The sequence below is a fragment of the Rhizobium azibense genome, from assembly GCF_004342325.1.
GTDB classification, from domain to species: Bacteria; Pseudomonadota; Alphaproteobacteria; order Rhizobiales; family Rhizobiaceae; genus Rhizobium; species Rhizobium etli_B.
In genome coordinates this window covers 165397-185055 of the sequence record NZ_SMBJ01000002.1, presented here as the reverse complement: position 1 = coordinate 185055, position 19659 = coordinate 165397, and the positions used below count along the sequence as shown (strand labels likewise).

Genomic DNA, 19659 nt, shown 5'->3' with positions numbered 1-19659 from the left:
GTGGCGAGCGCCGATCTGACATCGAAACGGGATGCGGAGCGCAATCTGGATGAGGACGGCCTGGTACATGCGCCGTCCCATCCGCTTGCGATGGCCCTGCGACGGTTGGCAGGGCGCGTCTTGGCGGTGATAACCACACTCCTTGGCCTGCTCTTCCTCACCTTTTCGATGGGACGTCTGCTTCCTGCCGACCCGGTGCTTGCCATCACCGGAGCGGAGGTCAGCAAGGAGGTCTATGATCGCGTCTACAACGAACTGGGACTGGGGCGCCCGATCTGGGCACAATTCCTAGACTATGTGCAGAAGGTTGCAACCGGCGACCTCGGCACATCGGCAACGACCGGTCAGCCGATCCTCACCGATCTGCTGACCATCTTTCCCGCAACCATCGAGCTTGCCGTCATCGCCATGATTGTCGGTGCCCTTGTCGGCGTGCCGCTCGGCATCACCGCTGCTGTCAGGCGCGGCACCATCATTGATCACATCGCACGCATCATCGCGCTTGCCGGCCACTCCATCCCGATCTTCTGGACCGGGCTGATGGCGCTTTTCGTCTTCTATGCGAAGTTGAAGCTGGTCGGCGCATCCGGGCGGGTCGACGTATTTTACGAGGGGTTCGTCACGCCGGTGACCGGTTTTCTCCTGATCGATTCGGCAATCGAGAGACAGTGGGACGTCTTTCGAAGCGCGCTCGGACATATCATCCTGCCGGGCACGATCCTTGGCTATTATTCGGTGGCCTATATCAGCCGCATGTCACGCAGCTTCATGCTGGAGCAGCTCGGCCAAGAATACATTACAACGGCGAGAGCGAAGGGGCTTGGACTGCGGAAGGTCGTCTGGCGTCATGCCTTTAGAAATATTCGCGTGCAGCTTCTGACCATCATGGCGCTCACCTTCGGGGGCCTCCTTGAAGGGGCAGTGCTCATCGAGACCGTTTTCGGCTGGCCGGGACTCGGCCAGTATCTTACCCGGGGACTTCAGATGAACGACATGAACGTCGTGATGGGCGCTGTGCTGACGATCGGCGCCGTCTTCCTAACCATCAACATCCTTTCGGATGTCCTTTATCGCATTCTTGATCCGAGAACACGGTGATGCCGATGACAATGTCCGCCCAACATGCAGATCGCGTCAATGCAAGCAGCCTTCGCAGATGGTTGCTTGCGCCCGAGCCGCAGGGCCGGTTTCAGTCCTCGGTGCAGCAATTCCACCAGGGCTGGCTGAAGTTCAGACTTCATCCCCTCGGCCTGGCGGGGCTCGCAATCATCACCCTGCTGATCCTGGTCGCGCTCGCTGCGCCATTGCTGACGCGTTACGATCCGATCGTCCAGGATATGGCAGGGCGGCTCGCACCACCTTCGGCACAACATTGGCTCGGCACCGACAATTTTGGCCGCGATGTCCTTTCAAGGGTAATTTACGGTGCGCGCACGACGCTTTACATCATCATGCTGGTTTCCGTCATCGTCGCTCCGATGGGTCTTATGATCGGCACCTGTTCGGGTTATTTCGGTGGTATCGTCGATGAAGTGCTGATGCGCATCACCGACATCTTCCTTTCTTTTCCAGGCCTGGTACTTGCGTTGGGATTTGCCGCAGCACTCGGTCCCGGCATCACCAACGCGATCATCGCAATTTCGTTGACAGCATGGCCACCAATCGCCCGGCTTGCGCGCGCCGAGACGCTCAGTCTGCGCAAGGCCGATTTCATCGCCGCCGTGCGTCTGCAAGGGGCGACGCCAATGGCGATCATCACTCGCCACATCCTGCCGATGTGCATTCCCTCGGTGATCGTTCGCGTGACCCTGAACATGGCCGGCATCATCATTACGGCGGCTGGCCTGGGGTTCCTCGGTCTTGGCGCGCAGCCGCCTTGGCCGGAGTGGGGAGCAATGGCCGCGACCGGGCGTGAATTCATGCTCGACAGCCCATGGGTCATTGCAGCGCCCGGCATTGCCATCGCGCTTGTCAGCCTTGCGTTCAATCTTGTCGGCGATGCCCTTCGCGACGTTCTTGACCCGAGAGGTTCGGAATGACGTCTTCGCTCATCGACATCCGCAATCTCGAGATTGCCTTCGGCGGTGGAACCGTGCGCGCCGTGCGCGGCGTCAGCTTCTCGCTGGGACACGAAAAGCTAGGCATCGTCGGCGAATCCGGGTCGGGCAAGTCGACTGTCGGGCGCGCCGTCATGAAGTTGCTGCCGCCGAAGGCAATCGTGCGCGCCGAGAAGATGACGTTTCGCGACATGGATCTGCTCAAGGCCGACGAGCGTATGATGATGACAATAAGGGGACGGCGCATTGGACTGATCCTGCAGGATCCGAAATATTCGCTGAACCCTGTTATGCGGATCAGCGAGCAGATCGCCGAAACCTTTCGCTTCCACTATCCGAAGTCGACTGCAAAACAGGCTGACCGGAAAATGATCGAGATGCTCGAAGCGGTCCAGATCCGTGATGCCGAAAGGGTGGCTCGGCTCTATCCTCACGAAATTTCAGGCGGCATGGGTCAGAGGGTCATGATTGCGATGATGCTGATTGTGGAACCCGAGGTTCTGATTGCCGACGAGCCGACGTCTGCCCTCGATGTGACGGTGCGGCTCGAGATCCTGGCACTCCTTGATGAACTCGTGGCCGGCCGCAACCTCGGGCTGATCTTCATCAGTCACGACCTGAACCTCGTCCGCAACTTCTGCGATCGCGTGCTCATCATGTATGCCGGGCGGGTCGTCGAGGTGCTCAAGGCTTCCGAGCTTGAGAATGCAAGGCATCCCTATACGCAAGGGCTGCTTGCATCCTTGCCCTCGATCGAAAACCCGCCCGCCCGACTGCCGGTGTTGAAGCGTGATCCGGCCTGGTTCGATGACATCACTTTGGAGACGCCGCATTGATCGAAATTGACAATCTCACGATTCGTTTCGGTTCCGGTCAGAGGCCGGTCGTCAGGAATGTCAGCCTGCGCATCAAGAGGGGCACGGCATTCGGTCTGGTTGGTGAATCCGGCTGCGGAAAGTCTACGGTCCTGCGGGCAATATCCGGTCTCAACCCGAACTACGAAGGGGGAATCAAGCTGGATGGAGACATGTTGGGTCGGCAGCGCGACCGGCAGTTCTTCCGCCGCGTGCAGATGGTCTTTCAGGACCCTTATGGTTCACTTCATCCCCGCAAGACGATACGCTCACAGCTTAAGGAGCCGCTCCGCAACCAGGGGCTTGCCACCAACTCGGTGGACATAGATGCCCTGCTGCTGGCGGTTGGCCTCGATCCGTCGCTAACCTACCGCTTCCCGCACCAACTTTCGGGAGGGCAACGTCAGCGCGTGGCCATCGCTCGAGCCCTCGTGCTCAATCCGGCCGTGCTGTTGCTCGACGAGCCGACGTCGGCGCTCGACGTATCGGTTCAAGCGGAAATTCTCAATCTGCTGGAAGACCTGCGCAAGGATCGCGGCCTGACCTATCTGCTCGTCAGCCACGATCTGGCCGTCGTCTCCCACATGTGCGGTCGCGTCGCCATCATGGAGGCAGGCGAGATCGTCGAAGAGGTGGATATCGAACGGCTGCGCAAAGGAGCCGTCGAGCACGGCTATTCCAGGCACCTGCTGGATGCGAGCAGAAACTACGGAAAGACGCATTGACTGAGCAGCGAAAAGACAGAACGCTCCGGATATCCTTCAGACATGTGGTCAGATGGCGCGAACCCGGCGCCATTTCCAAGCATTCGTTGAAACTGTTGAACGCCATCAACAACTAATCAGCCCGGCTGAAACGCGCGATACTTGCTCCATCGACACCGAACCTTTGGAGTTATCGCTATGACCGAAGCAATCGAGAACCTTTCGGGAAAGACTGCCCTTGTCACCGGCGGCTCGCGCTCGATCGGAGCTGCCATCGCAAAACGGCTGGCGGCTGCGGGCGCTGCCGTCGCCATCACCTACAATCAGTCGCCGGAGAAGGCCGCAGCGGTCGTAACGGACATCGAGAAAGCCGGCGGACATGCCATTGCCATCAAGGCCGATGCCGGCGATCCGGGGGCTATGCGCGCCGCCGTCGCCAAGACCGAGGAAACCTACGGCCGGTTCGACATCCTCGTCAACAACGCCGGTATCGCACTCGGGGGTGCGATCGAAGATATCAAGTTCGAGGATTATGAGCGCATGGTTGCCGTCAACGTGACAGGCGTCTTCGTCGCCACCCAGGAAGCAGCACGCAGAATGAAACCGGGCGGCCGCATCATTCACATCGGATCGTCGATGTTCCGCTATGCGGCGATCGCCGCCGTGCACCCTGATTTGTGGCCGATAGAGTCATTCGGAATCCCTGCATAGGGCGCCAACTCACGGGCATGGTGGAGCGGCATGGCTTCCACGTTTCGAAAGTTTTGCCCATGACGACGGTTTTTCGGAATGTCACCGATGCCGACCAAATACTTGGTCTTTATCGTGTGACAGAGCGTGCTATTGCCCCGCGCTATATCAAGCCGGATGCTGCCCGGGTGTGGCTTGATAGCTTGGCTAATGCAACATTTTTTGCGTCGGTTACTTTGTTTCTTACAGTTGCCTTCGTCCCCACCAAACCGGAAGCGCAGGCGGGCACGAAAAGCTGGGACAAGGCGCTGCTCGCAGTCATCCTGCCGGCGATGGTGGCTGTCCTGCCGGTTGCGGCTCTCGATGCCGGACGGTTCCACTGGTCGGCTGTCCCGGCCTGGGTGTTGCTATCGGGCTATGTCGACTGATCGCGTTGAGGCGGTCAGCTGGCTACAGCCATGGTTCGGCCGTTGCTCAGCGCGACTAGTCATTGCGCACTAATGCGGCCGTGGCAGGCGCCAGTGTCATTCCAGGATGGCAGTGACACGGATCTCAATTCGCATGGCGGGGAGCCCAAGGGCTTCCACACCGGTTTGCGTCCAAATGGGAGCGCGATCGGGCATGTACTTTCGGAAAAGACCGGCAATCGTCTCGTTTACAATCGGTGGAAAGCCTCCAACGTGATAAGAATTGACATGGACGACATCCCTCCACTCCGCGCCGGCCGTGGCCAAGGTTCGCTGGACATTCTCAAACGCTCTCTCGATCTCGCTCACCATCGAATCCGGGATTTCGAGTTCATCATTCCATCCGCCCTGGCCGGAGATCTCAATGCGATCACCAATCTTGAGCGCTTGTGAAAAGTGCAAAAGCTCATGGAATTTCTGCCCGTACCCGGGTGTGACGAAAAGTTCAGGCTTGGCCATCAAGGTCTCCTATTGTCAAAAGTAAAAGCATGGAGAAGGCGCCCACCGAAGTGATCAATGGCCGGCATGCACAGGCGATCAACGGTGGGTACCATTATCCTATTCGGAATTTTACGAGAAAATCAGGCTATCGCGCCGCCGTCTGCGGTCAGAATAGCACCCGTGATAACACTCGCAGCCGGACTTACGAGAAATACGACGGCGTTGGCGATTTCGCGCGGTTCGCCGTAGCGCCCCAGGGACGTCAAGCTCTTCTGCAAGTCTGCAGCTGGTCCATCCGCCGGGTTGCTCTCCGTGTCGGTTGCTCCAGGTTGCACGAGATTGACGGTGATACCACTCGGACCAAGTTCACGCGAAAGACCGCGTGTGAAGGATGTGAGTGCAGCCTTGGACATTGCGTAGGGTGTAATGCCGCGAAACGGTACCCGCTCACCCAGAGCCGAGCCGATTGTGACGATGCGGCCGCCTTTGCCGAGATGCGGGATAACGGCTTTCGCGAACAGGACCGGACCCCGTACGTTGACATCCATCAACGTCTGATACGCTGAGACGTCAAGGTCCGCGATCATTCCATTGTGGCCAATCGCTGCGCTGTTCACAAGGATGTCCAGCCCGCCCAAAACGGAGACGGCCTCGCTTACTGAGCTAGAAATCGCCTCGGGGTCGGCACTATCGGCCTGGATTGCAGCCACGCGACGCCCCATCTTTTCGATCGCTTCCGTTACCTTTGAAGCCTTTTCGGCGGAGCGTTGGTAGGTGAACGCGACATCCGCGCCGTTTTCCGCCAGCGCCAATGCGATCGCAGCACCAATACCTCGCGACCCGCCAGTTACCAATGCTCGTTTGCCTTCAAGATTGATCATGTATCTGTTCCTTTCTTCGAACGATAAGTTGATGTGTTTCAAGTCATTTGCGAAAGACGCCGAAGGCGCGAACCGAACCAACGAACAATATTTCGTGGAGCTTGCTGGCATCCTGTAGGTGCGCGACGCGCAAAACTCTGTTGCGTGAGCTGGAACGCTGGGACTGGTTCATAAAACCCGTACCTGTCTCCCCCGCGAAGCTTCACCCATTGTTTCCTTTTCAGTGATCCTGGAGCCAAACTCGACCACGAGACTGTCGTATTGAGCTTAGACGTGTCTGATCAGGAAGCTCCGGATGAACTGAGCGATCTCATCAGCATGTGTTTCCAAAGCGAAATGGCCGGTATCGAGCAGATGGACCTCCGCGGCGGGCAGGTCACGCTTATAGGCGTCGGCACCCGCCGGTACGAATGCTGGATCGTGTCTGCCCCAGACCGCCAGGAACGGTGGTTGGTGATCCCGGAAATACGCCTGAAACTCTTCATACCGGTCGATGTTTGTTCTGTAGTCGAGGATTAGATCCAGTTGAATGTCTTCCGCGCCAGGCCGCGACATGAACGCGGTATCAAGCTGGTAACCATCGGGCGAAAGACGCTCTTTTGATGCCCCGGTGCGGTATTGCCATTTCTCGATCACCTCAGGCGAGAGGGATGCCCTACATGCCTCCCTGTTTTCGGCGGAGGGGTCACGCCAATAGGCCTCCCACGCCGTCCATTCATCGCTGAACCCTTCCGTGTAAGCGTTGCCATTTTGGCTGATTAAGGCGGTGATCCGCTCTGGATTGGCCGTCGCCATCCTGAACCCGACCGGTGCGCCGTAGTCGAACACGTAAAGTGCATAGCGGCTGAGGCCGAGCGCCTCTGTGAACCCAGTCACGACAGCGGCGAGGTTATCGAATGTGTAAGCAAACTCCCCACGTGGAGGTGTGATCGTTCGACCGAACCCGGGAAGGTCTGGTGCGATGACGCGGTACCGATCTGCCAACAGCGGGATCAGATCACGGAACATGTGGCTGGATGACGGAAAACCGTGGAGCAGGAGTAGGACCGGCGCTTCCTTTGAACCGGCCTCTCTGTAGAAAACCTCGATGTCTCTAACCTTTTGCGTTTTGTAGCTTACGACCATTTTGGAACTCCTTCTCAAAGGTCTGGGCAAACCAACAGTCGACGGATGGATGTAAAATACGACCGAACGGTCGGTTGTCAACCTTTCAAGGTTCCTGTATCAAGTGTCGTAGAACCTCAGCTCGGAGAAGACGTATGAAAGTCATGAGAGAAACGATCGTATCGACTGCGAGGGAATTGTTTCGATCAAGAGGGTATGCTGGCGCGTCGATGAACGACCTCGCGGACGCCGTGGGCCTGAAGAAATCATCGCTATACGTCCGCTTTCCCAACAAGGAAGCTCTCGTTCCGGCGGTCCTGGATCTCACCTTGCAAGAGACATTCGGTCAAAAAGACCTAGGATCAAGGCAATGGGACGCCGAGTTCGTCGAGGTCATAGAACTGATTGCAACCACTCTCACCGATCGCGGGCGATGCGTAGGCCTGCATCTTGCTTATGGCACGAGTGACGAGACCCCGATTGCCAAGGATGCAGTCCGAGCCTTTTTTCAAGCGCATCGCGATTATCTGTCCAGCATCTTGTCCCGCGCGATGCCTGTCGATGTAGCTCGAGACATTGCGACAGACACGTTAGCCCGTTTGGAAGGTGCCACGGCTTTTGTTGCGATATTCGGGGAGAAGGATGCCATGAAAAGGGCCGTTCGCCTTTCCATTGCTGAAGCCCAAAAGGCAGCCGCCGCGAATTCACTTTCTAGCCCATCCTAAGCAATGCCAGTCACGGTGATCCGCTACCTCATTGAGAATACCGGGCCGTCCAGCGGGAAGCTCATGGCAGCCCAGGAACTCTGACCTGCTACGCCAAGCACTAATCTCAATCTCTTGAGTTGGAGGAAATAATGCCTGTTTGTGCTTACGTCGAGATGACGGATGGCTTGCAGCCGCATGGAGCGGCGTGGGACCAATTTGCCCAGGCTCTTGCCAAGCGCCGGCCCGATATACTGGTGATGAATGAGATGCCCTTCGGCCAGTGGCTGGCTCGAAAGGAGGATTTTGCCATGGAGGACGCACGGCAAAGTGTTGAGATCCACGAAGCTGGAACTGCTGCTCTCGCCGCACTGAACATTCCGGCTGTTATAACAAGTCGCCCAATGCTGCTCGCCGACCGTCTTGTCAATGAGGCGATCGTCATCGAGAACGGCCAGGTTCGCCCCCTGCATACGAAGACATACCTTCCGCAGGAGCCCGGTTGGTCCGAGGTGTCCTGGTTCAGTCGAGGCGATGGGCGCTTCAACATCCAGAATATTTGCGGGCTAGGCGTAGGCGTCCTCTTGTGCACCGAACTCATGTTCAACGAACATGCCAGACAATATGGCCGACGGGGAGCCGATTTGATTGCCGTTCCTCGAGCGACCGGTTCTTCCCACGAAAGCTGGATAACTGCCGGCAAGATGGCCTCAATCGTCTCTGGGAGTTATGTCGTCAGTTCGAACAGAATTGGGCAATCTGGGGATGGTCCACGCTTCGGCGGAGGCGGCTTCGCCATCACTCCCGGGGGCGGTCTGGTTGGGCGGACTGAAGCCAGTTCGGCCGTCATGCTCATTGACATTGACGCGCAGGTCTCTGCCCGCCAGCGGCAGGAGTATCCCTGTTACGTGGACGAACTGCATGACGCTGTCGGCATCGAGGTCCCCTGATATCGATATTTAGTTGTCAAAAAACTCAGTCACCGTAGTTCTCGGCAGGACTGCCACTACGTTGCACTGCAATGGACTCGATCCTGCCTGTTCCTCTTAAAGACGGCTTCGGATCAGGTTTTGCCGGGCCGGTTGATCGCCAGGAAATGGCGCACGACCGGCTTGCCGGGTCCTTTGTGATAGGTCAGAAGCTTGCCCTGCAGATCGGCATCGGCATTCGAGACCCGCCTGTGCTGGCGCAGGTGCTCGGCCCAAGATTCGACCATGAACCATTCGACCATCTTTTGCGGATCGGCGCTGTCCTCGGTCACGCCCCATCCATAGGCGCCATCGCGTCGTCTTTCGTGCGAGAGCCGATCGATCGCATGGAGAAACGCCGTGCGATTGTGCTTTTCGACATGGTATTCGATGAGAATGAGGACCGGGCCGCGATCATGGCCGACCGGTTCCGCAACAAGCGGTTCGGGCCAATGGTTGGACGGCACCATGTCCGCATCGCCGGCCGGCAGTTTCAGCCGGTGCATGACGATGCCGGCGACAGCTAGGCCGGCGGCGCTGATCAGCAGCGTACCGGATAGGCCGGCGGCCTCGCCGACCGCGCCCCAGCCGATACTGCCCGCCGTCATCGCGCCGTTGAAGACGGTCAGATAGACGGCAAGCCCGCGCCCGCGCACCCAATTGGGAAGGACGGCCTGCGCAGTGCCGTTGAGCGTCGTCAGTGCCGTGATCCATGCAGCTCCTAGGAACAGGAGAGCGACGATGGCGATCCATTTCGGCGGGGCAAGCGACAGGGTGGCCATGACGGCCGCAGCGGTCAGCGCAGCACCAAGCAGAAGCCCGTCGGGGCTCAACCGTTCGCGCAGCTTCGGCATGACGAAGGCTCCACCGATCGCGCCGGCCCCGACGGCGCCGAGCAGGATACCGTAGAAGCTCGCATCCCCACCAAGCATTTGTCGGGCAACGAGCGGCAGGAGAGCCCAGACGGCGCTGGCGAAGGCAAAGAAGACTGCCGCGCGCAGCAGCACGACATGCAGCGGTCGGCTGGCGCGGGTGTATCGCAGGCCGGCCCGGAAGGCGCCGAAGAAACCTTCGGCCAGCGCATCATCGGTTTTGCTCGCCCTCGGCCACCAGATCAGTGCGGCGATGACCACGAGATAGCTCGCGACATCGACGCCATAGGTCACGCCCGCTCCCAAAGCGGCGAGCAGCAGCCCGCCGGCCGCAGGGCCGATCGACCGGGCTATGTTGATGCCGAGCGAATTGAGTGCGATGGCGCTTTTGACATCCTCGCGCTTAACCAGTTCCGGCACGATTGCCTGCCAGGTCGGCCCCATCAGCGCGGCGCCGACGCCGCCAAGGAAGGTGAGCCCGATCAGGGCGCCGACCGAGAGCATTCCCGTCTGCGCCAGGATCATCAGCGTGATGCTGACGGAGGCCAGAAGGAGTTGCACCGCGATCAGGAACTTGCGGCGGTCAAGGATATCGGTCAGCACCCCGGCGGGGATGGCCAGCAGGAAGATCGGTAGGGTTCCCGCCGCCTGGACCATCGCTACGGCGGCGGGTGAGGCGGAGAGATCCGTCATCAGCCAGGAACTCGCAACGTCGCGCATGAAGCTTCCGGTATTGCCGAGCACCGTCGCTGCCCAGAGCACGGCGAAGACCGGCTGGGCGAGCGGCGCGAAACTTCCCCCCGGGGGGCTTGCCGGGCTCATGCGCCCGCACCTTTCTCTAGATCGAAGGCGGCCACGAGAATAAAGGCGCCGGCGAGCCCGACATGCTCGAAAAAGGCATTGGTGGCCATCATGCGCTCCATGCCCGGTGCCATTTCCCAGAAACGGAGGGCAATAAAGGTTGCGAGGAGCGTGAAGCCGGACAGGGCAAGCGCGCCTGCCCAGCGCAGGATGCCGGACACCACCATGGCAGAGGCGACGAGTTCGAAGACGATGACGGAGACAGCGAAGAATGGCGCCGGGTGCAGGCCGAAATGCGTCATCTCGGCCAATGCGCCGTAGAAATCTAGGATCTTGGTAATCGGACCCTGGATATAAGCGGCGCAGAGGGCGAGCAGTGCCAGCGTGCGGATCGGCGAAGCGGAAACGAGCCGGGCGGTCAACGAGCCCAGGCGCCTTGCGGATGGAAGGTTATCGGTCATCTGTGCGTCTCTCAAAGTGACCTGCCCGACCGGGTCGTCGGTGTCAGGAGGGGCAACCACCGATAAACCGGCTTGGACGAGCAACTGAAAATCGAAGATGCAATTCTATCGGAGTTGGTCGATCAGGGATGGGCAGCGATCGCCGCTGCCCATCCGGTTCTCGCCGGATCACACCGCCCAGCAGGAGCAGCCGAGAGCGCCGAAGAAACCCTTCAGGTCCGCGACCGGCAGTTTCGAGGTCCAGGCACCGGCATGATCGTGGCCATGGACGCCGCAATCGCTGGCGCAGCCGCATGTCGAGATCGCCGTTCGGCGTAGCGAGTTGCGGCCGGCGCCGTCGGGTTCGCCCCAGGCGGCATAACCGCCGAATGTACGCACCGGAGACCAGTCTGGCATCGCGGGCGGCACGTTGTTCTCGTCCAGCGCCCTGAAATCACCGGCGCCGTAGACGACCTTGCCGCCGACCATGGTGAGATCCGACGTGAGGAAAGAGATCTCGTCCTCGGGGCAGGAAAAGAAGTCCTTGTCCGGCACGATCAGATCGGCGAACTGGCCTTTCTCGATGCGTCCCTTCTTGCCTTCCTCGTTGGAAAACCAAGTGACCTTATCCGTCCACATCCTGAGCGCCGTCTCGCGGTCGAGGCAGTTGGCGCGCGGATAAAGCTGCATGCCGCCGATGGTCTTGCCGGTGATCATCCATGACAGCGAGACCCATGGATTGTAGGAGGCGACGCGGGTCGCGTCGGTTCCGGCAGAGACATTGACGCCCTTGTCCAGCATCTTACGGATCGGCGGGGTCGCTTCGGCAACACCATGGCCATAGCGCTCGACGAAATACTCGCCCTGGAAGGCCATGCGATGCTGGGTGGCGATGCCGCCGCCGAGCGCCGCGATCCGATCGATCGAACGATCCGAGATCGTTTCCGCATGATCGAAGAACCAGTTCAGTCCCTGGAAGGGGATATCCCTGCTGACCTTTTCAAAGACGTCGAGCGCGCGCGAAATCGTTTCGTCATAGGTGGCGTGCAGACGCCAGGGCCAGCGGTTTTCGGCAAGGATGCGGACGACGCCCTCAAGCTCGCCCTCCATTTCGGGCCGCAAGTCGGGCCGCGGTTGACGGAAGTCTTCAAAATCTGCAGCCGAGGCCACCAGGTTCTCCCCCGCACCATTGTGGCGGAAATAGTCGTTGCCCTGCTTGTATTTGACCGACGACGTCCAGTTGAGGAAGTCCTCCTTTTCCTGCTTCGCCTTCTGCGTAAAGAGATTGTAGGCGAGGCGTACCGTCATCTGATTTTCATCGGAGAGCTTCTGGATGACCTGGTAGTCGTCCGGGTAGTTCTGGAAGCCACCGCCGGCGTCAATAACGCCCGTCACGCCAAGCCGGTTGAGCTCGCGCATGAAGTGCCGGGTGGAGTTGACCTGATAGTCGAGCGGCAGTTTTGGCCCCTTTGCCAGTGTTGCATAGAGAATGGTGGCATTGGGTGTAGCGATCAGCATGCCAGTGGGATTGCCGTTGGCATCGCGAGTGATCTCGCCGCCCGGCGGGTTCGGAGTATCCCGCGTGTAGCCGACAGCACGCAGAGCTGCGCCATTGAGCAATGCGCGGTCGTAGAGATGCAATAGGAAGACTGGCGTGTCAGGCGCGACAGCGTTGATCTCCTCGAGCATCGGCAGTCGCTTTTCGACGAACTGATGCTCGGTGAAGCCGCCGATCACGCGGACCCATTGCGGCGCTGGCGTAATCGCCACCTGTCGCTTCAGCATGTCCATGGCGTCGGCTAGTGACCGGACACCGTCCCAGCGCAGCTCCATGTTGTAGTTCAGGCCGCCGCGAACGACGTGGGTATGGTTGTCGATCAGACCGGGCAGCACGCGCTTGCCCTTGAGATCGATGATTTTGGTCTCGGGACCGGCAAGACGCATGATGTCCCCATCCACGCCCACCTCGAGAAAGAAACCATCCATGATGGCAACGGCGGTTGGGCTCGGGTTGGTTCGATCGAGCGTGGTTAGCTGTCCGTTGTGCAGGATGATATCAGGATGCATCTTACTAGCCCCGGTTCTCACGGGATCGGCGGCATGGGCCGATGAGAAGAGCGATGGAAAGGCGAGGCTGGATGCTGCGCCGAGAAGGGTTCTGCGTGTAGGCATCAGATTTTCTCCTTTGCGGGCGGTATCTGGCGACCGGCGATCTCGGCGCTGCCATGATTGCCCTTCGGCAGATGGCCGAACATGTGGGGCTTGATGTCGTTGAGCCACGAGATGGCTGCGGGTTGCCTGCCCCAGATTGTTTTCGCAAGCGGGACGATCTGCTCGCCGACGAGAATGCCGAGCGGCCCCACCAGCGCGATGACCGGCGGCGCCGGCGAGCGGACATTGAGCAGGCTATAGACGACGCCGACGAGCAGCCCAGCGCCAAGCGACAGAAGTAGAGTTTCACGGCAAAGCTCCTCCAGCGGCGGAAACCGCTCCGACAGGGACTATCGGAGCGGTGCGATCAGGCCTTACCGTGCAGCCGGGTTCGGGCCGATCCGCTTGCCGTGCTTGACGCGCTCAGCGCCGCCATGGACGTGAGTGACGGCGTAGTCGATGCCCATGCCGTAAGCGCCGGAATGTTCGCGCACCAGCGACGTGACGGCGTCGTAGGTTTCCTTGCGCGCCCAGTCGCGCTGCCATTCGAGCAGCACCTGCTGCCAGGTCACCGGGATCACACCGGCTTGCACCATGCGATCCATGGCGTATTTGTGCGCGTCGAGCGAGGTGCCGCCCGAAGCGTCTGCGACCATGTAGATCTCGTAATCCGGCACATCGTGGAGTGCGGAAAGCGCGAAGGTGATATTGCATACCTCAGTCCAGAGGCCCGCCACGACGATCTTCCTGCGGCCATCGGCAGCATTCTTCGCCAGCGCATCGCGCACATTCTGATCATCCCACGAGTTCATCGAGGTCCGCTCGAGGATGTCGTGTTCCGGGTAGACGGCAAGCAGCTCAGGAAAGGTGTTGCCGGAAAAGCTGTCCGTCTCGACTGTCGTAATCGTCGTCGGAATGTCGAAGATCTTCGCAGCCTTGGCAAGGCCGACGACATTGTTCTTCAGCGTTTGACGATCGATCGACTGGACGCCAAACGCCATTTGCGGCTGTTGATCAATGAAAATAAGCTGAGAGTTTGATGGAGTTAGCACCTGTAGATAATTTGCCATCTGGATATCCTTGCATTCAGCCACGGCGAAAGGCGCCGCCCAGCCTAAGTGGCCATCGGTTGAGAGAAAGCTGCTCGGCAAGAACCTAGGCAGCAATTCGGATCAGGATTGTTTTCTTCGGCGCTGCATTCCGAAAACTGGCCGAAGTTTCGTGAGCTCGCCTTCCGAATACTTCCCACTCAAAAACCTATCTTATCGAGTGAGTGATCGATGCGGGCGAGGCGGACTTACCTTCAGACGGTGATTTCGGACCCGTCTGGGCTCGCTTTAATGGAATACTCGCCGCCATCTCTGAAACTGCGGACGGTTGCAAAAGTATCTTCCATAAACTGCACGTAGGACAACTTGCCGTTCTCGCCGCGCGCCAGAACCGAGAAGGGCGACGTCACCGTTTTACCCAAAACGTTTGATGTGTAGGTGAATGTGCCGAAGATCGCCGCGCCGTTCTTATTTTCGAAACTGTCCTGGATTTCGAAGTTGTCTGTCGTCCAGTAACGGCCGACATCGATGAAAGTCTGAACCAGCCCTTCGGTACCTTCGTTGGTACCTGCCCAAGGCATGATCCGTTTCAGCTCCGGGTGCTCATAGTTCAGCGAAACATAAATGAAATCGTCCGTCGTGAATTGTTTGACGAACTCCAGGTCGGTCGGGTTCGACAAGATCGACTGCAACACCCCCAAAGGCGATGTCGGCGACGCTGGTTCTGCTTTCGATAACTTCTTCTCGGCGTTCGTATCGGTAGACATGGTTATTCCTCCTTTTGAGTGACTTTGGGTGTCAGCGATGCGTCAAGCCCGGCTTGAGCGCGATATGCTTGTGTTCAATGAAATCGTCGAGCGCAGCCAGACCGTTCAGGCGGCCAAGGCCAGACTGCTTGAACCCGCCCTCTTCGGTACCGTCGTAAACTTTCGCCCAGTCATTGATCCACACTGAGCCCGCCTCGAGCGCCTGCGCAACGCGCAAGGATCGATCGACATCGCGTGTCCAAATGCTGGCCGACAGTCCGTACTCATTGTCGTTGGCAAGCCGGATCGCTTCCGCCTCGTCAGCGAACCTCTGAATCGTCAGCACCGGACCAAAAGTCTCCTCTTGGACGATAGCGAGACTGTTGTCGGAAACTTCCAGAAGCGCCGGACGGAAGAAGGCGCCGTCCGCAAGCGGACCAACATTGATGGGACCGCCACGCTCGACGACCTTCGCCCCGGCTGCGATAGCGGCCTCGACAACACCATCGACCCGCTCGACGTTGGCGCGGTCGATCAAAGGCCCCATGTCGCTGGAGAGGTCGGCGGCGGGGCCGACCTTGACGTTGCGCAACCTCTCCGCCAAGCCGTCGCGAACGGCCTCGTATTTGCCATTCTGCACGAGCATGCGGGAGCCCGTCATACAAAACTGGCCGCTGAAGACTGTTAGTGCCTTTTCCAGGACCGGCAAAGCGGCATCGAGGTCTGCATCGTCAAAGACGATCATCGGCGTCTTGCCGCCGAGTTCCATGCCGAAACGCTTGAGATACCTTGCGCCAGTGCTGCTGATGGCTCGGCCGGTACGGGTGGATCCTGTGAAACTGACGACCGGAACCTCCGGCGAGTCCACGAGATAGGCAGAGCCTTCAGGCCCGCTCTCGAAGAACAGATTGATCACGCCGTTCGGAAGATCTTCTGCTTCAGCCATTATCTCCGCCATAACGCTTGCAGTCTGTGCGACTTGCGCCGGAAGCTTGATGACCGTGGTGCAACCAGCAGCAAGCGCTGGAGCCAGCGAGCGGATAGTCAGAATAACCGGAGAGTTCCAAGGGGCGATAACTGCGGCGACCCCCATCGGTTGCCGAAGGATCAGGGAAATGCTCCCCGGCTTGGGTGTCATCGCCCGTCCGCCTTCGACCAGAGCAGTTGCGGCCGAATAGCGAAGCTTACTCGCAACCATGTCCAACTCGAACGCGGCTTCTGCCTTCACCTTGCCGTTCTCCAACGACAGAATCTCGAGCAGTCTGTCGCGATTGCGCTCAAAAGCGCACGCTAGTTGGTCGAGCACACGCGCCCGTAGTTCGTGATCGTGCGCCCACAAAGTCTCACGAAAGGCTTTTGAGGCTGCTGCCACGGCAAATTTCGCGGCCTCAAGGCCGTAGTCGGGATAGTGGCCGATTACGTTGTAAGTCGCCGGGTCGATGGATCGCTTCAACTCACCTTCTTGGCACTGGGATCCGTTGATCCAATTGAAGGCTTTCCGGCTCGTTGCGCTGTCGGGAGTCATCGTCATATCTCTGGATCCTTCGACTTTTGAGTGATCGTCCAAGACGGACGAGGTTAGAGCCGGCTTCTCGATTGCCACCGCACAATTTCCTTTTCGATTTTCCCGACAATCGTCCTCACTGCGGGCTGGCTAATGTTTGTAACAATCGGCACGATCAAGAGCGTTGCGCCCAAAACACGCAGTGGCGTTGGCCAGTTCTGCGTACGGTCGCCCACAAGCCAGATAACCAGAAGGACGCTCGGGTAGACGGCGAGCCAATCCATCACGGTCGTTTTCAAGCGTTCCAAGATCACCTGCCGCAACCGGGTCATTGCTTGCTTGATCCGTTATTCGGCGCGTGAGATGATCAACGATGGGGGAACGTGTGCGTGAGTGAAATACAAGATTACTTCCTCCCAAAGCTTAGCTCGGCACTCTGGAGGCGGTTGCCCCAGCGTTTGCTGTTCAGATATTGGAGGATCGCAGCAGTTGACGGAATAGGGGTACTCGTCGCATCATACCGGCCATAATGTCGTCAATCGTCTCCATAGAGTCCCTCAGCGGCCTTGTCGCATTTTCAGTCGCCGTCGAAACCGGAAGTTTTGCGGCTGCGGGAAGGAAGCTCGGCCTATCCGCATCGGCCGTGGGCAAAGCGGTAGAGCGCCTTGAAGCGCGTCTAGGTCTGCGGTTGTTAAACCGTACGACCAGGTCGCTGGCCGTGACCGGCGAAGGTGACATCCTGTACCGATACGTCACCCGTATCGTGAAAGAACTGCAAGATGCTGAGCAAGAGCTTCATCTGGTCCAGAAGGCGCCCCGAGGTCGCCTCAAGGTGAGCGTGCCCACAGTGTTAGGTCGCAAGATCGTCATGCCGGCGCTCCTTGATTTTCGAACCCGGTTTCCAGAGGTGACGACCGAAATCAGCCTCGATGACGTGAAGGTTGATATCATCGAGGGCGGATATGACGTGGTGCTGCGACTTGGAGAGCTGGACGACTCAACCTTACGCGCACGAAGGATCGGACCACATACATTCACAACATGCGCCTCACCTGGATATCTTGCCCACCGCGGCATTCCGCAAAGTCCAGCCGATCTCCATAGTCACTGCTGTATATACTATCGTTTTCCAACCACCGGCCGGCCAGAGGTTTGGGCGTTCAGGAATTCACCCCAAGCAACGCCAATCAAGCCGTCTACGATATTGAACGACGGCGAGGCACTTGCATCGGCCGCACTGGGTGGATTAGGAATCATTCAGGTGCCGAGCTATCTCGTGAGCGATGACATTGCGGCGGGGCGTCTCAAAGCCGTTCTCGCAGATTACACGGGCGAACGTGGCAGCGTTTCGCTCGTCTGGCCCCCTATGTCGGCAAGAGCGCCTAAAGTTCGCGCTTTCATTGATTTCATGGCCGAGCACATTTCTCAAAAACTTTATTAAGGAAACACTCAAGATCTGTCGTCCTTCCCAAAAGACAATTTGCGGTTTGGATGATGTTCGCAGAATCGGTCACGTGAGAAATGCGCTTCAATCAAATCGCTTAGCCGCTGAAGTGCACGGGCCGAAGGTTCGTATCTGGTTCGTATCTGTTCAAGGCGATTGAGGTCTGGCGAAGCGTACAGTCGCCGGCACCAGCCTGTAGGAGCGAACGCACCGCGACAAGTCCGCAAATCATGGCCCCTCAGTGAGAGGTGGCTCATCTGTAGCCGAGGTCCAGCGATTAGGCCCGCCCGCCAAAACCCGCTTCTGAGACCGAGGTCTGCAGTTTCCGATGTCGCAGGGAATACCATGCAACGCCTGAAGTCTCTCGCCCCATTCGCACATGCTGACGAGCAATGGCTCCAATGATAGCCCGAGTTCCGTGAGTTCGTATTCTACCCTGGGCGGCACCTCCGGATAGATAGTCCGGCTAATAATGCCGTCGGCCTCCAACTCCCGCAATTGAAGCGTGATCATTCGTGGCGTCGCAGCAGGAGTGAGACGACAGATTGCGTTAAATCTCATTTTGCCATCGAGCAAATGAAACAAGATGACGGGCTTCCAGACGCCACCAACAACCGAGATCGTCGCCTCGACAGCGCATCCCGTTTTCGTTGCTGCGCGACGTGTCCGCTTTAGGGGGGCACTATCATTCATGATACTACATGCGCTCTTTGTACGTACTTATCGAGCAAGCAGCTTATCCTTATGTAGTTCGCATGGAAAGACGGATGCACCAAAGCCAGCGTGCCTGTTTCCAATGGCTGAACCTACACAAGGAACTGAGTTTTGATGCCTCAAAAACAAAAACCGCTTATTTCGGTTGTCGGCGCAACTAGCAAGCAGGGCCGCAGCGTTGCGGCGACGCTTCTTAAAAGCAATCAATATCGAGTCCGCGCACTGACCAGAACCCGCGATTCAGCAGGATCCCGCAGTCTGGCGGAACTAGGGGCAGAAATTGTGGTGGCGCCCCTCAGTCTCGGCCATGAGAAGGAACTCGTTGCGGCATTTCACGGTGCCGACGGTGCCTATCTGATGACCCCCCAGCTCGTACCGCAAGACAATGCCGAATTTGCGCTTGGCAAACAGATTGCCGATGCGGCAGTCGAGGCAGGCGTGAGCCACATCGTTTTTTCGACTTTGGACAATGTCGACAAAATTACCACGGGAACGAAATTCACGCCGCACTTCACTGACAAGGCACTGGTTGCTGACTACATTCGCACGTTGCCCGTTACGCATTCGTTCGTGTCGCTTGCGTTTTTCTACACGAACCTGCTCGAATATTACGTTCCCCAGATGCAAGGGGACACGCTCCTTATGCCAATCTACCTTCCGGAAGACTTTCGTGCACCGTTTGTCGATCCGACGACGGCGACGGGACCAGCTGTGCTCTCTGTATTGTCTGACCCGGACACGTTCAAGGGTAAGACACTTCCGATCGTGGGTGAAATCATTTCGCCTCGCGAGATGGTTGAAACCTTTCAGCGAGTAACGGGCATCAAGGCCGAATACCGCAGCGCCTTCAAGCGCGAGGACCTCCTGCATTTCTTTCCTGGCTTCGGCGCCAACGATCTCCTTGTGCAGGAGCTAATCGGAATGGTCGAATATGCCGTAGAATATGGTTACTTTGGCAAGGAACACGATCTGGAATGGAGCCGGCGCTTGGACCCGGAAACGCTCTCCTGGGAAAAGTTCATTCAAACCTCGGGCTGGCGCGGTGGTAAGCATCAGTTTGGCCCTTGA

20 protein-coding genes and 1 pseudogene are annotated in these 19659 nt (G+C 58.5%); 10 read left to right on the top strand and 11 right to left on the bottom strand.

The genetic code is table 11. The features are described from left to right. From EV130_RS05040 to EV130_RS32870, 6 genes and pseudogenes are all read left to right on the top strand, one after another. Entirely contained in the window at nucleotides 1-1098 is a 1098-nt protein-coding gene (locus tag EV130_RS05040; RefSeq protein WP_132659496.1) for an ABC transporter permease, read from the top strand. Between the two features lie 5 nt (nucleotides 1099-1103). Continuing rightward, a complete protein-coding gene (locus tag EV130_RS05035) occupies nucleotides 1104-2039 on the top strand; it encodes an ABC transporter permease (RefSeq protein WP_132554144.1) in 936 nt (311 codons plus the stop codon). Beyond that, nucleotides 2036-2893, top strand: coding sequence for an ABC transporter ATP-binding protein (locus EV130_RS05030; RefSeq protein ID WP_132659494.1), 858 nt, complete (start codon nucleotides 2036-2038; stop codon nucleotides 2891-2893). Before EV130_RS05035 ends, EV130_RS05030 begins: the two co-directional genes overlap by 4 nt. After that, on the top strand, nucleotides 2890-3636 hold the full coding sequence (locus EV130_RS05025) for an ABC transporter ATP-binding protein (protein WP_074064803.1): 747 nt from the start codon (nucleotides 2890-2892) through the stop codon (nucleotides 3634-3636). The genes EV130_RS05030 and EV130_RS05025 overlap by 4 nt, the downstream gene beginning before the upstream one ends. A gap of 177 nt (nucleotides 3637-3813) precedes the next feature. Next, nucleotides 3814-4269, top strand: a pseudogene (locus tag EV130_RS05020) (SDR family NAD(P)-dependent oxidoreductase); the annotation flags it as partial. Between the two features lie 116 nt (nucleotides 4270-4385). Further along, nucleotides 4386-4733: a hypothetical protein gene (locus EV130_RS32870; RefSeq protein ID WP_207900860.1), complete on the top strand. Its 348-nt coding sequence runs from the start codon at nucleotides 4386-4388 to the stop codon at nucleotides 4731-4733. A 96-nt stretch (nucleotides 4734-4829) separates the two neighbouring features. Here EV130_RS32870 and EV130_RS05010 read toward each other — a convergent pair whose 3' ends face one another. From EV130_RS05010 to EV130_RS05000, 3 genes are all read right to left on the bottom strand, one after another. Next, a complete protein-coding gene (locus tag EV130_RS05010) occupies nucleotides 4830-5231 on the bottom strand; it encodes a RidA family protein (protein WP_074064802.1) in 402 nt (133 codons plus the stop codon). A gap of 122 nt (nucleotides 5232-5353) precedes the next feature. Next, entirely contained in the window at nucleotides 5354-6094 is a 741-nt protein-coding gene (locus tag EV130_RS05005; protein ID WP_074064801.1) for an SDR family NAD(P)-dependent oxidoreductase, read from the bottom strand. Nucleotides 6095-6361: 267 nt separating this feature from the next. Next, complete coding sequence (locus EV130_RS05000) at nucleotides 6362-7219, bottom strand: alpha/beta fold hydrolase (protein WP_074064800.1); 858 nt, start codon at nucleotides 7217-7219, stop codon at nucleotides 6362-6364. 134 nt (nucleotides 7220-7353) lie between these two features. On the opposite strand from EV130_RS05000, the gene EV130_RS04995 reads away from it, so the two are divergent. Continuing rightward, nucleotides 7354-7923 carry a TetR/AcrR family transcriptional regulator gene (locus EV130_RS04995; RefSeq protein WP_081377250.1) on the top strand — a complete coding sequence of 190 codons (570 nt, stop codon included), beginning with the start codon at nucleotides 7354-7356 and terminating at the stop codon, nucleotides 7921-7923. Nucleotides 7924-8054: 131 nt separating this feature from the next. Continuing rightward, entirely contained in the window at nucleotides 8055-8852 is a 798-nt protein-coding gene (locus tag EV130_RS04990; protein ID WP_074064799.1) for a carbon-nitrogen hydrolase family protein, read from the top strand. A 113-nt stretch (nucleotides 8853-8965) separates the two neighbouring features. Here the strand turns inward: EV130_RS04990 and EV130_RS04985 are convergent, their stop codons facing one another. The 7 genes from EV130_RS04985 to EV130_RS04955 all read right to left on the bottom strand — a co-directional run bounded on the left by EV130_RS04985 (nucleotide 8966) and on the right by EV130_RS04955 (nucleotide 16460). Beyond that, nucleotides 8966-10564, bottom strand: coding sequence for an MFS transporter (locus EV130_RS04985; protein WP_074064798.1), 1599 nt, complete (start codon nucleotides 10562-10564; stop codon nucleotides 8966-8968). Next, entirely contained in the window at nucleotides 10561-11004 is a 444-nt protein-coding gene (locus EV130_RS04980; protein ID WP_074064797.1) for a DoxX family protein, read from the bottom strand. Before EV130_RS04980 ends, EV130_RS04985 begins: the two co-directional genes overlap by 4 nt. A gap of 168 nt (nucleotides 11005-11172) precedes the next feature. After that, the gene (locus EV130_RS04975; RefSeq protein ID WP_074064796.1) at nucleotides 11173-13155 is read right to left on the bottom strand and encodes an amidohydrolase; all 1983 of its coding nucleotides are present in this window, start codon (nucleotides 13153-13155) and stop codon (nucleotides 11173-11175) included. Beyond that, the gene (locus tag EV130_RS04970; protein ID WP_132552973.1) at nucleotides 13155-13460 is read right to left on the bottom strand and encodes a XapX domain-containing protein; all 306 of its coding nucleotides are present in this window, start codon (nucleotides 13458-13460) and stop codon (nucleotides 13155-13157) included. The genes EV130_RS04975 and EV130_RS04970 overlap by 1 nt, the downstream gene beginning before the upstream one ends. A 48-nt stretch (nucleotides 13461-13508) precedes the next feature. Further along, complete coding sequence (locus EV130_RS04965) at nucleotides 13509-14204, bottom strand: hydrolase (RefSeq protein ID WP_074064794.1); 696 nt, start codon at nucleotides 14202-14204, stop codon at nucleotides 13509-13511. A gap of 233 nt (nucleotides 14205-14437) precedes the next feature. Beyond that, nucleotides 14438-14950 (bottom strand): nuclear transport factor 2 family protein, encoded by a 513-nt coding sequence (locus EV130_RS04960; RefSeq protein WP_074064793.1) that lies wholly within the window; start codon nucleotides 14948-14950, stop codon nucleotides 14438-14440. A gap of 31 nt (nucleotides 14951-14981) precedes the next feature. Beyond that, a complete protein-coding gene (locus EV130_RS04955) occupies nucleotides 14982-16460 on the bottom strand; it encodes an aldehyde dehydrogenase family protein (RefSeq protein ID WP_074064792.1) in 1479 nt (492 codons plus the stop codon). Nucleotides 16461-16962: 502 nt separating this feature from the next. Between EV130_RS04955 and EV130_RS04950 the strand changes: the two genes are divergently transcribed. Continuing rightward, on the top strand, nucleotides 16963-17874 hold the full coding sequence (locus EV130_RS04950; protein ID WP_081377249.1) for a LysR family transcriptional regulator: 912 nt from the start codon (nucleotides 16963-16965) through the stop codon (nucleotides 17872-17874). 231 nt (nucleotides 17875-18105) lie between these two features. On the opposite strand, the gene EV130_RS04945 is transcribed toward EV130_RS04950, so the two are convergent. Then, a complete protein-coding gene (locus EV130_RS04945; protein ID WP_074064790.1) occupies nucleotides 18106-18570 on the bottom strand; it encodes a winged helix-turn-helix transcriptional regulator in 465 nt (154 codons plus the stop codon). A 135-nt stretch (nucleotides 18571-18705) separates the two neighbouring features. Between EV130_RS04945 and EV130_RS04940 the strand changes: the two genes are divergently transcribed. Then, on the top strand, nucleotides 18706-19659 hold the full coding sequence (locus tag EV130_RS04940) for an NmrA/HSCARG family protein (protein WP_132659492.1): 954 nt from the start codon (nucleotides 18706-18708) through the stop codon (nucleotides 19657-19659).

Coding starts and splice junctions, on each gene's coding strand:
- EV130_RS04975 (WP_074064796.1), bottom strand. CDS start 13,155: ATGCCTACACGCAGAACCCTTCTCGGCGCAGCATCCAGCCTCGCCTTT.
- EV130_RS05005 (WP_074064801.1), bottom strand. CDS start 6,094: ATGATCAATCTTGAAGGCAAACGAGCATTGGTAACTGGCGGGTCGCGA.
- EV130_RS04940 (WP_132659492.1), top strand. CDS start 18,706: ATGCCTCAAAAACAAAAACCGCTTATTTCGGTTGTCGGCGCAACTAGC.
- EV130_RS05000 (WP_074064800.1), bottom strand. CDS start 7,219: ATGGTCGTAAGCTACAAAACGCAAAAGGTTAGAGACATCGAGGTTTTC.
- EV130_RS04965 (WP_074064794.1), bottom strand. CDS start 14,204: ATGGCAAATTATCTACAGGTGCTAACTCCATCAAACTCTCAGCTTATT.
- EV130_RS05010 (WP_074064802.1), bottom strand. CDS start 5,231: ATGGCCAAGCCTGAACTTTTCGTCACACCCGGGTACGGGCAGAAATTC.
- EV130_RS04955 (WP_074064792.1), bottom strand. CDS start 16,460: ATGACGATGACTCCCGACAGCGCAACGAGCCGGAAAGCCTTCAATTGG.
- EV130_RS04950 (WP_081377249.1), top strand. CDS start 16,963: ATGTCGTCAATCGTCTCCATAGAGTCCCTCAGCGGCCTTGTCGCATTT.
- EV130_RS04980 (WP_074064797.1), bottom strand. CDS start 11,004: ATGACCGATAACCTTCCATCCGCAAGGCGCCTGGGCTCGTTGACCGCC.
- EV130_RS04945 (WP_074064790.1), bottom strand. CDS start 18,570: ATGAATGATAGTGCCCCCCTAAAGCGGACACGTCGCGCAGCAACGAAA.
- EV130_RS05030 (WP_132659494.1), top strand. CDS start 2,036: ATGACGTCTTCGCTCATCGACATCCGCAATCTCGAGATTGCCTTCGGC.
- EV130_RS04985 (WP_074064798.1), bottom strand. CDS start 10,564: ATGAGCCCGGCAAGCCCCCCGGGGGGAAGTTTCGCGCCGCTCGCCCAG.
- EV130_RS32870 (WP_207900860.1), top strand. CDS start 4,386: ATGACGACGGTTTTTCGGAATGTCACCGATGCCGACCAAATACTTGGT.
- EV130_RS04990 (WP_074064799.1), top strand. CDS start 8,055: ATGCCTGTTTGTGCTTACGTCGAGATGACGGATGGCTTGCAGCCGCAT.
- EV130_RS05035 (WP_132554144.1), top strand. CDS start 1,104: ATGACAATGTCCGCCCAACATGCAGATCGCGTCAATGCAAGCAGCCTT.
- EV130_RS04995 (WP_081377250.1), top strand. CDS start 7,354: ATGAAAGTCATGAGAGAAACGATCGTATCGACTGCGAGGGAATTGTTT.
- EV130_RS04960 (WP_074064793.1), bottom strand. CDS start 14,950: ATGTCTACCGATACGAACGCCGAGAAGAAGTTATCGAAAGCAGAACCA.